At 66.2% G+C, this 12,809-nt stretch carries 10 protein-coding genes; 7 read left to right on the top strand and 3 right to left on the bottom strand.

Translation table 11 applies throughout. The features are described 5' to 3' along the window. Nucleotides 1-40: 40 nt before the first annotated feature. Both CEY05_RS03175 and CEY05_RS03170 read left to right on the top strand, forming a co-directional pair. Nucleotides 41-1,030 (top strand): tripartite tricarboxylate transporter substrate binding protein, encoded by a 990-nt coding sequence (locus CEY05_RS03175; protein ID WP_088595926.1) that lies wholly within the window; start codon nt 41-43, stop codon nt 1,028-1,030. Nucleotides 1,031-1,111: 81 nt separating this feature from the next. Next, complete coding sequence (locus CEY05_RS03170) at nt 1,112-2,278, top strand: NADH:flavin oxidoreductase/NADH oxidase (protein ID WP_088595925.1); 1,167 nt, start codon at nt 1,112-1,114, stop codon at nt 2,276-2,278. Here the strand turns inward: CEY05_RS03170 and CEY05_RS03165 are convergent. Next, nucleotides 2,275-3,213 (bottom strand): LysR family transcriptional regulator, encoded by a 939-nt coding sequence (locus CEY05_RS03165; RefSeq protein WP_158219244.1) that lies wholly within the window; start codon nt 3,211-3,213, stop codon nt 2,275-2,277. The two genes, CEY05_RS03170 and CEY05_RS03165, sit on opposite strands and share 4 nt — an antisense overlap. Before the next feature lie 109 nt (nt 3,214-3,322). Between CEY05_RS03165 and CEY05_RS03160 the strand changes: the two genes are divergently transcribed. After that, nucleotides 3,323-5,455: a hydantoinase/oxoprolinase family protein gene (locus CEY05_RS03160; RefSeq protein ID WP_233161327.1), complete on the top strand. Its 2,133-nt coding sequence runs from the start codon at nt 3,323-3,325 to the stop codon at nt 5,453-5,455. Then, the gene (locus CEY05_RS03155) at nt 5,455-7,023 is read left to right on the top strand and encodes a hydantoinase B/oxoprolinase family protein (RefSeq protein ID WP_088595922.1); all 1,569 of its coding nucleotides are present in this window, start codon (nt 5,455-5,457) and stop codon (nt 7,021-7,023) included. Before CEY05_RS03160 ends, CEY05_RS03155 begins: the two co-directional genes overlap by 1 nt. Nucleotides 7,024-7,117: 94 nt before the next feature. Here the strand turns inward: CEY05_RS03155 and CEY05_RS03150 are convergent, their stop codons facing one another. Both CEY05_RS03150 and CEY05_RS03145 read right to left on the bottom strand, forming a co-directional pair. Then, on the bottom strand, nt 7,118-8,098 hold the full coding sequence (locus CEY05_RS03150; protein ID WP_088596209.1) for a site-specific integrase: 981 nt from the start codon (nt 8,096-8,098) through the stop codon (nt 7,118-7,120). 188 nt (nt 8,099-8,286) lie between these two features. Further along, nucleotides 8,287-9,516, bottom strand: coding sequence for an MFS transporter (locus CEY05_RS03145; RefSeq protein ID WP_198952657.1), 1,230 nt, complete (start codon nt 9,514-9,516; stop codon nt 8,287-8,289). Between the two features lie 186 nt (nt 9,517-9,702). Between CEY05_RS03145 and CEY05_RS03140 the strand changes: the two genes are divergently transcribed. The 3 genes from CEY05_RS03140 to CEY05_RS03130 all read left to right on the top strand — a co-directional run bounded on the left by CEY05_RS03140 (nt 9,703) and on the right by CEY05_RS03130 (nt 12,785). Continuing rightward, a complete protein-coding gene (locus CEY05_RS03140; protein ID WP_088595920.1) occupies nt 9,703-10,701 on the top strand; it encodes a GlxA family transcriptional regulator in 999 nt (332 codons plus the stop codon). 208 nt (nt 10,702-10,909) lie between these two features. Continuing rightward, the gene (locus CEY05_RS03135) at nt 10,910-11,890 is read left to right on the top strand and encodes a tripartite tricarboxylate transporter substrate binding protein (RefSeq protein ID WP_233161326.1); all 981 of its coding nucleotides are present in this window, start codon (nt 10,910-10,912) and stop codon (nt 11,888-11,890) included. 76 nt (nt 11,891-11,966) lie between these two features. Then, on the top strand, nt 11,967-12,785 hold the full coding sequence (locus CEY05_RS03130) for a nitroreductase family protein (protein WP_233161325.1): 819 nt from the start codon (nt 11,967-11,969) through the stop codon (nt 12,783-12,785). The last annotated feature ends 24 nt before the right edge of the window (nt 12,786-12,809 follow it).

Raw genomic sequence — 12,809 nt, 5'->3', positions numbered from 1 at the left:
CCGCCGGCGGTCCCAAACCAGAAACAAGGGGCTTCATCCAATGCGTACGCTACGCCGAACCGCAAGCGCGCTGCTTGCCGCCGCAGTCTGTCTGGTCGGCCTGGCCGGCGCCGACCAGGCCCGCGCCGAGGACTATCCCGCGCGCCCGATACGCATGATCGTCCCCTGGTCGGTGGGCGGATCCACCGACATGTTGGGCCGTCTGCTGGCGGAGGGCATGGGCAAGCGCCTGGACGGGGCCATCGTGGTGGAAAACAAGCCGGGCGCCACGGGTACCATAGGCTACGCCCAGGTGGCGCGTGCTCCGGGCGATGGCTACACCTTGCTGCTGGGCACCAACAGCACCTTCGCCATCGCGCCGCATTTCTACCATGACCTGCCGTACGACCTGAAGAAGGACTTCCGCCCCATCGGCATGATAGGGGCGAACCAGCAGGTGCTGTGCGTGCAGCCGGGCGCGCCGTACAAGACAGTGGCGGATCTGGTCAAAGCGGCCAAGGCCAAGCCCGGCGTGATCAACTATGCGTCGTCCGGCGTGGGCGGGTCCAGCCATCTGGCCACCGAACTCTTGATGTCCACCACCGGCATCAACATGATGCACGTTCCCTACCGGGGCGGTGCGCCGGCCGTGCAGGCGCTGCTGGGCGGACAGACCGAAGTGGGTTTCGTCGACATCAGCGTGGCCGAGCCTTTGATCCATGCCGGCAAGCTGCGCGCGCTGGGGACCAGCGGCGCCAATCGCGCGCCCTTGCTGCCGGACGTGCCCACGCTGGCCGAATCGGGCGTGCCGGGTTTCGAGTCGCTCACCACCTTCGGGCTGTTCGTGCCGGCGAGCACGCCGGATGCCGTCGTGCAGAAACTGAATACCGCGCTCAATCAGAGCCTGGCGGATCCCAAGCTGGCCAGGCAGCTGGCCGCGCAGGGCTATGAGTTGACCGCCGGCCCGCCGCAGGCCTACGTCGCGTACGCCGCCGAGGAAAGCCGCAAGTGGGGCACCTTGATCGAGCAACGGCACATCACGCTGCCGTAATACAGCGCGCAGCGCCCGGGCTGCGCTGCGCATGGGCCCCTGCAGGACCGCACATTTCATTTCCTGGAAGCAAACATTGCCATGGCTGCCGTACCCGACACCGCCGCGTCTCCCTTGCCTCGACTGTTCCAGCCGTACACCCTCCGTGGCCTGACGCTGCGCAATCGCGTCGTGGTGTCGCCGATGTGCCAGTACGTGTCGCAGGACGGCGCCGCGACGGACTGGCATCTGGTGCACCTGGGCAAGTTTGCCATGGGCGGCGCCGCGCTGGTGTTCTGCGAGGAAACCGCCGTCGAGGAGCGTGGCCGCAAGACCTATGGCTGCGCGGGCATGTACGACCATCGCCACGTCACTGCCGCCCGGCGTGTGAATGACTTCATCCATGCGGCGGGTGCGGCCGCCGGCATCCAGCTTGGGCATGCCGGCCGCAAGGCATCCTGCGGGCCGCCCTGGACCAATTTCCGGCCCTTGACGGAGGAAGACGCGCAGCAGGGCATGCCGCCGTGGCGGGGCGTGTCGTCCAGCGAACTGCCGGCCAAGCCCGGTGCGCTGGTGCCGCAAGCCCTGGATGAAAGCCAGATACGCGCCATGGTCCAGACCTGGCGCACGGCGGCACAGCGCAGCGTGGATGCGGGCTACGACGTGTGCGAGGTGCACGGCGCGCATGGCTATCTGATACATCAATTCCTGTCGCCGCTGGCCAATCTGCGCACCGATGGCTGGGGCGGCGACCTGGCCGGCCGCATGCGCCTGGCCCTGGAAATCTCCGAGGCGGTACGCCAGGTGTGGCCGAAGGAAAGGCCCGTATTTTTCCGTGTTTCCGCGGTGGATGGCGATGGCGGTGCATGGGATATGGACGATACGGTGGTCTTGTCGCGCGCCTTGCGCGAGCGCGGCATCGACTTGGTGACCTGCTCGTCGGGAGGCATCAACGGTCCCTTGAACATGGCGGTGGTGCCGCGCGTGCCGGGCTATCAGGTGCCTTATGCGGAACGCGTGCGCAATGAAGCGGGCATCGCGTCATGCGCGGTCGGCCTGATCACGGAGCCTGCGCATGCCGAACGCATTCTGCGGCAGGGCCAGGCAGACCTGATTGCCCTGGCGCGCGAGTTGATGGCAGACCCCAACTGGCCGGTGCGCGCCGCGCAGGCCCTGGGCGTGCCGGACTACCTGGGGCTGCTGCCGCAGGATTACGCGTGGTGGCTGCGGCGGCGGGAAGACATTCGTGCCCTGGGCAGCGGTGCCTAGGCGGGCGACAGCGCGATGCCTTCGGGAAGATCGCGTTCGCCCAGGGTATCGATCAGGGCTTGCTGCAGGGCCTGGGCGGTTGAAGACAGCGACCGCAGGCTGCGCGACACCAGGAACAGTTCCCGATACAGCTCGGGATCGCGCAGCGTGCGAAACGGCAGCTTCTCCAACTGATGGGTGATCGCCGTCAGGCGCGGCAGGATGCAAAGCCGGCCGCCCAGTTGCAGCATGGGATAGAGCGACGTCGAACTGGACACTTCCTCGCGCGGCTCGGCCAGGTTGAAGTCCTGCAGGGTCTGGCGGTGCACGATGCCGACCTGGGTGTCGGTGGCCAGTCCGACCAGGTCGTCCTGGTGCGCGGAAACCTGCGACCAGTGCACTTCCGCGGCCGGTGTCGCCAGTGGGTGGTCTTCGCTGCAGACGATGCCGTAGCGGTCGCGCAGCAGCGGTACGTAGTCCAGATCGTCATAGTCCAACAGACGACTGGTGATGCCGAAGTCTACATCGCCGTCGCGCACACGGCGTTCGATTTCCGCGGACCCGGCTTCGCGCACGGACAAGGTGACACCGGGATAGTCGGCCTGGAAGCGCGGCAGGGCAGGGATCAGCAGCCACGCCACGATGGACGGCGCGGCGGCGATGCGCAGATGGCCGTGCTGGTGCAGGGCCACCGCGCGCAGGTCGCTGATCATGGTGTCGAACTGCTGCAGCAAGGTCTTGGCCTGCTGGTGCAGATGGCGCGCGGCAGGTGTCAGCGTGACGCTGCGCGTGGTGCGTTCGAACAGCTTTACCCCGACGTCTTCCTCCAGCTGGTGAATGGTGGAGCTGAGCGAGGACTGCGTCAGGAACAGGCGTTCGGCGGCGCGGGTGAAGGATCCCGTGTCGGCGACCGCGACGAAGCTACGCAGGTGGCGCAGCGTGATGAGCGTGGACATGGTCTTCAGCATATATAGGCCGCATCGTTGAATCAATCCGAATTTTTCATTTGTAGGTGTAAATCCTGACCCCTATCATTTTTTCCATTCAGTCATGAGGGAGCGCAGCGTGAAGTCTTCTACCAAGCAGTCCGACGGCAAGGCGGCAACCGGGCTGCGTGTCGCCGTCGATATCGGCGGCACGTTCACCGACGGCGTGGCCATACGCGAGGCCGATGGCCGCATCTGGGTAGGCAAGACCCTGACCACGCCTGATGACCCGGGCGTGGCGGTGTCCACCGTCATCGAGAGCCTGTTGTCACAGGCTGCCGTCAAGGGTGATGTGCTGGAAGAGGTGGTGCACGGCACCACGCTGGTCACCAACACGCTCATCGAACGCAAAGGCGTGCAGACCGCGTTGGTGACCACGCAGGGCATGCGCGACGCGCTCGATATCGGCCGCGAATGGCGCTACGACCTGTACGACCTGGAGCTGGCCTTGCCCGAGCCGCTCATCGCCGTGGACAAGCGCGTACAGGTGGACGAACGCCTGGGCGCGGCAGGCCAGGTGTTGACGCCGTTGACACGCGAGGAACTGGACCGTGTCGCCCAGGCTGTGCGCGCGCTAAACGTACCCTCGGTGGCGGTGTCGCTGCTGCATTCCTACATCAACGACGAACACGAGCGCGCCATCGGAGCCTTCCTGCAGGAAGGACTGCCCGATGTCGAAGTGTCGCTGTCGTCCGACATGGCGCGGGAACTGAAGGAGTTCGAACGCACGTCCACGGTTGCCGCCAATGCCTACGTCAAGCCCATCGTGGCGGACTACTTGCGGCAGCTGGGCGCGCGCATCGATGCCGTGCATCCGGGCATCGCCTTGCGCATCATGGTGTCCAGCGGCGGCTTCACCTCGGCCCAGTCGGCTGCCCATACACCGATTTTCCTGCTGGAGTCGGGGCCGGCCGCCGGCGTGTTGTCGGCCTTGAACACGGCGCGCGCGCAAGGACTGCAACAGGTGCTGGCCTTCGACATGGGTGGCACCACGGCCAAGGCCTGCGCCGTCACCGGAGGCGAGCCGCCGATCGCCTACAGCTTCGAATGCGCGCGCGTGCATCGCTTCAAGCGCGGGTCCGGTCTGCCCATCCTGATTCCCAGCATCGACCTGATCGAGATCGGCGCAGGCGGCGGCTCCATCGCGCACGTCAATCGCCTGGGCCTGCTCAATATCGGACCGGAATCTTCCGGCTCCGTGCCCGGGCCCGCGTGCTATGGCAATGGCGGCACCGAGGTGACGGTCACCGACGCGGACTTGGTGCTGGGTTATCTGAACCCCGACAACTTCCTCGGCGGCGAGATGCGTCTGCGCAAGGACCTTGCGTTGGCAGGCATGCAGCGCCTGGCCGACCAGCTGGGCATGGCGGCGCTGGAAGTGGCCTGGGGCATCCACGACATGGTCAACGAGAACATGGCCAGCGCTGCCCGCATCCACATCGCGGAGAAAGGCCATGACCCGCGCGACTTCACTTTCGTGGCCACCGGTGGCGCCGGCCCCGTGCATGCCGCCGAAGTGGCGCGCAAGCTGCGCATTCCCCGCCTGCTGGCGTCGATCGCGGCGGGGGCGGGATCCTGCCTGGGCATGCTGGCCGCACCGGCGCGGGCCGATCGCAGCTGGTCGCAGCCCGCGCTGCTGGGCGAGATCGATTGGGACGACGTCAATACCCGCCTGGCGGCGCTGCGTGCGGATGCCGCGGCGGAACTGAGCGCATCGGGCGCGGAAGTGGCCGGATTGTCGTGGACCATAGGCGCGGAGATGCGTTATTACGGCCAGGGCGATAACGTGCCGGTGGCGCTCGACTGGCGCGTGTTCGAGGGCGCCGGACCGGACGCGGGCAGCGATGTCATGCGCGCGGTCTTCGAGCAGCGCTACCGCGAACTCTATGGGCACCTGGTGCCCGGTGCCTTGCCGCAGGTCCTGACCTGGCGCCTGACCGGCCGTTCCGTCGTCGATGCGCGCAGCTTCACCTGGGGCGGTGCGCGCGAAGGCGGCAACGTCGCGCCGGTGCAGCGCGAAATCTATCTGCCGCTGCGGCGCGGTTTCGCCGCCGTCAACGTGTACGAACGCTATGCGCTGCCGCCAGGTACACATTTGCAAGGGCCGCTGGTGCTCGAAGAACGTGAATCGACGCTGGTGGTGCCGTTCGCGGCCGACGTGGACATCCTGGCCGACCTGACTGTTTCCGTGACCCTCAAGGAGTTCGAATAATGCAGACCGTTGCGGAATCCGGCGCCCCTGTCGCGTCCCGTTTTGACCCTATCGAGCTGGAAATACTCTGGCGCCGGCTTATCAGCATCGTCGATGAAGCCTCCACCGCTTTCGTGCGCACCTGCTTTTCCACGCTGGTGCGCGATGCCAACGACTTCGCGGTGGTGCTGACCGATGCGCAAGGCCGTTCGCTGGCGCAATCGACCATGAGCATCCCATCCTTCATCGGCAGCCTGCCGGCCACGGTCAAGCATTTCCTGAAAAAGTATCCGGCCGAGACGTTGCGCCCTGGCGACGTGCTGGTGACCAACGATCCCTGGATGGGCACGGGCCACATCCACGACGTCAGCACCGTCATGCCGATCTTCTTTCGGGGCAGGCTGGTGGCGTTCGCCGCCCTGGTATCGCATCTGCCGGATATCGGCGGACGGCTGCGCAGCAATGCCAATCGCGATATCTATGAAGAAGGCCTGCAGATTCCCATGCTCAAGTTGATCGAGCAAGGCAAGGTCAACGAGACGCTGGTGGACATGATCCGCCAGAACATCCGCGTGCCCGAGCAGGGCATGGGCGATATCTGGGCCCAGGTCAGCGGTTGCCGCATGATGGAAGAACGGCTGCTGCCCCTGCTGGAGAAAGTCGATCTGGAAGCGCTGGGCGCGGCGATCCGCGAGCGTTCGGAGACGGCCATGCGCGCGGCCATCGCCGCCTTGCCCGACGGGGTGTACGAATCGGAAGTACTGCATGACGGCTTCGAGGAACCCATCCTCATCCGCTGCAAGCTGACCATCGCCGGCGACAGCATCGCCATCGACTACGCCGGCTCCAGCCCGCAGCAGCCGCGCGCGGTGAATGTGGTGCCTATCTATGCGTTCGCGTACTCGGCCTATCCGATCAAGGCATTGCTGTGCCCGGAGGTGCCGAACAACGAGGGCGGCTTCCTGCCCATCACCACGCAGGCGCCGCTGGGGTCCATCCTGAACCCGACCTATCCGGCGGCATCGGGCGGGCGCGGCGCCATCGGGCATATGTTATCGCCCGCCATCTTCCTGGCCCTGGCGAAGATACTGCCGGAGCGCGTGTGGGCCTCGGGCTCGGCCAATTGCTCCGTGACCATGTTCGGCCAGTATCGGGGCCGGCCCTTCAACGTGGTGAATTTCATCAATGGCGGGCAGGGGGCGACGGCGGCGCGGGCGGGCTTCTCGGCGATTTCCTTTCCGGGCAACCTGGGCAACACGCCGGTGGAAATGATGGAGGCGCTGGCGCCTATCGTCGTGCATAAGCGGGAGATTCGGCGTGGGAGCGGCGGTGCCGGACAACAGCACGGCGGCGACGGGCTGAGCTTCGAGTTCGAGATCACGCCGGAGGCCTCCAGCGTCGCCACGTCTTTCCTGATGACCCGCCTGAAGTTCCCGCCACCCGGCTTGAATGGCGGCGAGGCGGGGCAGCGTGGGCGCCTGACGGTCAACGGCCAGGAGATCGATCCGACGGAACAGCGCATACTCAAGCCGGGCGATCGGGTGGTAATGGAAAGCGCGGGCGGTGGCGGGCACGGCGTCTCGTCCTGATGTCGCTGCGACCAGGGGGGAGGGCTGCGTTGGCCAGGCGCACCGGCAAAAATACCCAGGCAGGGTGTTGCCTGCGCCGCGCGGTACGCGTGGGCTAGTCGTCCAGCAGACGCCCACCGCGCGAGGACAGCGCTTCGCCGGCGCGGTGGTAGCCGATGACGCTGGCCACGCTGGCGTGATTGCTCATGGCCATGGTCTCGCCCAAGGGCAGGCCCTGGCGCCCCGCTTCGGTGATGAAACCGGAACGCAGGCTGTGGGCGGCATAGTCGCCTTCCAGGCCGGCCTGGGCCGCGCGGGCCTGCACGATCTTGCGCACGGCCTCCGCGCTCAGTCCCTCGCCGATGATGCCGCCGCGCCTGACCCGGCGAAACAGCGGTCCGCTCGTGATGGCGGCGGCGCTGAGCCAGGCGTCCAGCGCCGCGGCGGCGCGGCCCACCACCGGTTTATGGCTGTCGGCGCGTGCCGCGCCTTCCTGGTTGGTCTTGGAATGGGTAAGGGTGTACAGATATCCCTCCGCCACGCGCCGCGTGTTTTCCACCGTGGCGCGCACCACTTCCGAACGGCGGCGGCCGCCGCTGGCCCAGGCGAACAGCAGCAGGGCGCGATCGCGCAGGCCGGCCAGGGAGTCGTCGCAGGTGGCCAGCAGCTGTTCCAGCGGCTCACGGGTCAGGGCGTCCTTGCGGCCGGCGCGCACGCCGCGCTTGGCGTAGGCGATGCGCGTGCGTTCCAGCACCGTCTGCACGGCGCGGCTGCGGCAAGGATTGGGCAGGGCGCGGGTTTCATGCGCCTCGGACAACACGGCCAGCCGATGCCGCACCGTAGCCAGCTTGAACGGGCCGGTGCGGCGCTTGACCTTGGCCGCGACCAGGGCGGCATCGATCTCGGCGGGCAGATCATGCACCAGGGCCGGGCCTTCCACGTGTTCGACATGGTCGGCGATGAATTGCAGTACGGTGCCGACGGCGACGGGCAGCATCAACGGCCGCGCCAGGCGCAGTTGGTGCCAGGCGGCCCAGTACTGGATGGCCGACCGGTACGACGCCACCGTGTTCTCCGCGCTACCCTCGCGCAGCAGCGCCAGGATGGACGCATCGCTGGCGCCCAGGCTTTCCAGCGGCTCGCCAGGCAAGGCCAGGCGGTCGGCGAGGGCGGGCGGCCGGAGGGAGGGCGCGCGGTCGGAAGGCGCGCGGTCGGAAGGCGTTTCGTCGGCAGGCATGTTGGAGGGCGTGTCACGAGCCGGCGTAGATCGGGCCGGCGTGTCTTTCATTGCGAGGAACTTACCACGTTTGCAGGCAGGCCCTTGCCGCGCTTGTCTGCCCGCACCCAATACAGCGTCATGGCGGCGGCCAGGGCCAGCATGGGGAAAGTGACCAGGTTCAGATTGGTCCAGCCGAATCGTTCAAGGATCGGGCCGGCGCCCAGCGTCGCCAGGGCGGTCAGGATGTAGCGGATCAATTCCGCCGTGCCCTGGACGCGGGCGCGTTCGGATGGCCGATGCGAAGAGGCGAGCAGGGTGGTGCCACCGACGTACATGAAATTCCAGCCTATGCCCAGGCATAGCAAGGCCACGTAGAAGGCCCCCAACGAGGTGGACGCCACGGCGACGATGCCGCACAGCGCGCTTAGCACCATGCCGGCGAATAGCACCGCCGGCATGCCGAAGCGCTTGATCAGGCGGCCGGCGAAGAAGGAGGGCGCATACATGCCGACCAGATGCCACTGAATGATGTTGGCGCCGTCGTCGATGGAATGGTGGGCGGCGACCGCTGCCAGCGGTGCCGCGGTCATGGTGAACATCATGACGACCCCGCCCACGGCATTGTTGGCCAGCGCGGCCAGCGATATCGGCTGGCGCAGGACGGTGCCGACCGGGCGCTGCGGCAGGTCGGCGTCACGGACCAGGGTACCCACCGGTTCGATGTCGCGGTAGCCGATGGCAAGCAGCAGCGCCGACAGGAAGCCGAGCAGGGCCACCATCAGGTAGGAGCCGGCGAAGACCGTGGACATCAGGTCACGGCTCCAGGCGGCCAGCGCGGGTCCCAGCACGGCCGCGATCACGCCGCCGGTCATGACGACGGAGATTACCCGCGCCTTCTGGGCTTCCTCCACGGCGTCGGCGGCTGCCAGGCGGTAGTACTGGGCGAAAGCCTGGAACACGCCGACGGCGGCGGTGCCCAGGCAGAACATCCAGAAGTGTTCATGGACGACCGCCCAGACGGACACCAGTCCGCCCACGCCGCAAGTCAGCGCACCGATGACAAAACCCCAGCGCCGCCCCACGCGCTGCATCAGCAGGGACGCGAACAAGGTGACCACCGCCGCCGCCACGGTAATCAAGGCGAACGGCAGTGTCGCCAGGGATTTGTCGGGGGCCAGCTGGTAGCCGGTCAGTCCGGTCAGCGTCAGGTCGACCGCGATGGACGCGGTGAACAGGCCTTGGGCGACCGCCAGGACATTGGCGTTGCGCCGGTTGGCGGGAAATGAGGGATGCATCGACGGCTCTCCTGGCGGATGCATTGGCCTGCATCCGTGTGGGTAATTGCGTAGTGAGGCATTCTCGGCAAGCTGCCCGAACCGGGAAAGGACGAAGATCCCTCGTTTTTCGACATGTGTCCGTAATGGCGGTTTTTGAGGGATGGCCGTCCTTTTCGTCATGCGGATTTTGCGGCATCATGGCGTATGGGCACGCACAGGACACAACGGGAATCGAGGCAATCGCTGGAGCCGGCGCAGCGCGTCCGCGACATTGGCTTCCTGGTCTATCCGGAATTCCAGATCCAGGATCTGAGCGGGCCCTTGTCCGCCTTCGACATCGCCAGCCGCAGGGCCGGTGGCGCCACCTATCGCTGCCACGTCGTCTCCATGGATGGCGGCAATGTCGTCAGCACGTCCGGCATGGAAGTCGTGACGCGCAAGATCCGCGCGGCGTCCTACGACACGCTGATCGTCATGGGTGGCCAGGTCTCGCACGACCCGTCGCAACTGCCGGCGATGGCCGCCTACCTGACCCGGTCCATGGCCAAGGGCACCCGCCGCATCGCCAGCGTGTGCACCGGCGCCTTCATCCTGGCGGCTGCCGGCCTGCTGGATGGCCGGCCGGCGACGACGCACTGGCAGCATGCGATACGTTTGCAGCGCATGTTTCCGCAGGTCAAGGTGGATGGCGACCGCATCTACACGCGCGATGGCCACATCTGGACATCGGCCGGCATTACCGCCGGCATCGATCTGGCGCTGGCCATGATCGAAGATGACGTCGGTGCCGAGGTGGCGCAGCAAACCGCCAGGACGCTGGTGGTCTATTACCGCCGCCCGGGCGGTCAGTCGCAATTTTCAGCGATGGCCGACCTGGAGCCCGAGTCGGACCGCATCCGCACGGTCCTGGCCTATATGCGCGATCATCTGGGCGAAACGCTGTCGACCGAAAAACTGGCGGCGGTCGCATGCCTGAGCCCACGCCAGTTCGGCCGTGCGTTCCTGGCGGAGACCGGCGAGACACCGGCCAAGGCGGTGGAACGCCTGCGGGTGGAAGTCGCCCGTCCGCGCGTGGAGCGGGGCGGCGAACCCATAGAAATGATCGCGCAATCCGTCGGTTTCATCGACCCCGAACGCATGCGCCGCGCCTTCGTCCGCCTGCTCGGCCACCCCCCCAGAAGCGTCCGCCGCATGGCGGTTTGAACACTTCGTATCCAGATCTGAAGCAGGCCTGTGGCAGTGATGTCCAGTATTTCAGACATTTGGGGCCAAACCAGTCGATTTGTCCGATATTCCGGACATTCCATAATCGATATTCAGCTCAACAAGCTGATACAGTAGGCAACTCGGCCTCGCCTCTGGCGTGGCCCGAATGACAAATACAAGATCACATCCTACGGAGACTATGCCGATGAAATCGGTTGCGCTTATCAAGGCCTTGGCCATGACTGTTCTCGCGGGCGTCGCGCTGTCCGCGCATGCGGAGAATTATCCGTCCCATCCGATCACGCTGGTCGTGCCTTATCCCCCCGGCGGGACCACCGATATCGCGGCGCGGACCATCGCCCAGGCCATGGGGCCGTTTCTCAAGCAATCCATCGTCGTCGACAACCGCGCCGGCGCGGGTGGCAATATCGGCATGGGGATCGTCAAGCGCGCTGCCCCCGATGGCTACACGATAGGCATGGGCACCATCGGCTCGCAGACCATCAACCAGTATCTGTACAGCGACATGCCCTTCGACCCGGCCAAGGACTTCGCGCCGCTGGCCATGGTCTTCACCACGCCCAACGTCATCGCCGTTGCCGCGACGTCGGACATGAAGACCATGCAGGATCTCTTCGCCAAGGCCAAGGCCAACAAGAACAAGCCGCTGTCCTATGGCTCGCCCGGCATCGGTTCCTCGGTGCATCTGACCGGCGCCTTCCTGGAGCAGGCGGCCGGCATCCAGATGCTGCACGTCCCGTTCAAGGGGGTCTCCGGTTCCATGCCCGCGCTGATCGGCGGGCAGATCGACATCCTGATGGACAACCTGCCCAGTACCCTCAGCCAGTTGAAGGACGGCAGCCGCGTCCGCGCATTGGCAGTCACGTCGGCCCAGCGTTCGCCGTCCTTGCCCGATGTGCCCACCGTGGCGGAAGCGGGCTTGAAGGACTTCGACGTCACGGCGTGGTTCGCGCTGTACGCCCCCGCCGGCACGCCGCCCGAGGTGCAAGCCACCTTGATCGATGCCGCGAAGAAAGCCCTCGCGACTCCGGAGGTGAAAGCGCAATTCGCGTCCGTCGGCGCCACCGTAGGCACCCTGACGGGCGCCGACCTGGCCGCCTTCGAAGTGCAGGAACGGCAACGCTGGAGCAAGCTCATCAAAGAGCGTCACATCACGACGAACTGAAATGTGCCTGACGGCGCTACGCCGGCATCGCGGAATGGAAAGCAGGACCAGGCAACGTACATGTGGGATCAAAACAGTGAACGAACTTAACGAGGCATACGCACAGCGCTACCGCGAAACCACCGACGCACCGTCCGTGGCCTGGAACGCAACGCTGGAGCTGCTGACGAACCATCGCTCGGTGCGCAAGTACAGCAACCGGCCGCTGCCCGAGGGCACGCTGGAAACGCTGATCACGGCGGCATCGTCTGCCTCCACGTCGTCCAACAAGCAGTTCTGGAGCGTATTGACGGTTGAAAACCCGGAAACGCGCGCCACGCTGTCCCGCCTGTGCTTCAACCAGAAGCACGTGGCGGAATCGCCGTTGCTGCTGATGTGGCTGGCCGACCTGTCGCGTATTGCCGCAGTGGCCGAGGCCCGTGGCGAGCAGCTGGAGGGTCTGGACTACACCGAGAGCTTCCTGGTGGCATGCATGGACGCCACGCTGGCTGCGCAGAACGCTGCCGTGGCGGCCGAATCGATGGGCATGTCGGTGGTCTACCTGGGCTCGATGCGCAACAGCCCGCTGGAAGTGGCGGAGTTGCTGAAACTGCCGCCGCGCTGCTTCGCCATTTTCGGCATGTGCGTGGGCTACGCCGACGAACACGTGCCCACCGCGATCAAGCCACGCCTGCCTCAGGCTGCCGTGCTTCATCGCGAGCATTACGACGGCAGCAAGGTGGTCGAGGTGGTGCAACGCTACGAAGAGCGCGCGCGCGAATTCCGCCGCGAGCAGGGCCAGACGGATGAAATCTGGACCGAAAACATCATGGGCCGGGTCCGCAACGGCGCGGCGCTGCATGGCCGCGACAAGCTCCGCGCGCATCTGGCGACCTTGGGATTCGCCCTGAAGTAGGCAATGCCGTAACAATCGGGCGGG

The sequence above is a fragment of the Achromobacter sp. HZ34 genome (assembly GCF_002209485.1).
In the GTDB taxonomy this organism is placed as follows: Bacteria; Pseudomonadota; Gammaproteobacteria; order Burkholderiales; family Burkholderiaceae_B; genus Bordetella_C.
Note: the sequence above shows the minus strand (reverse complement) of the source record. Positions and strands in the feature narration are given on the sequence as shown.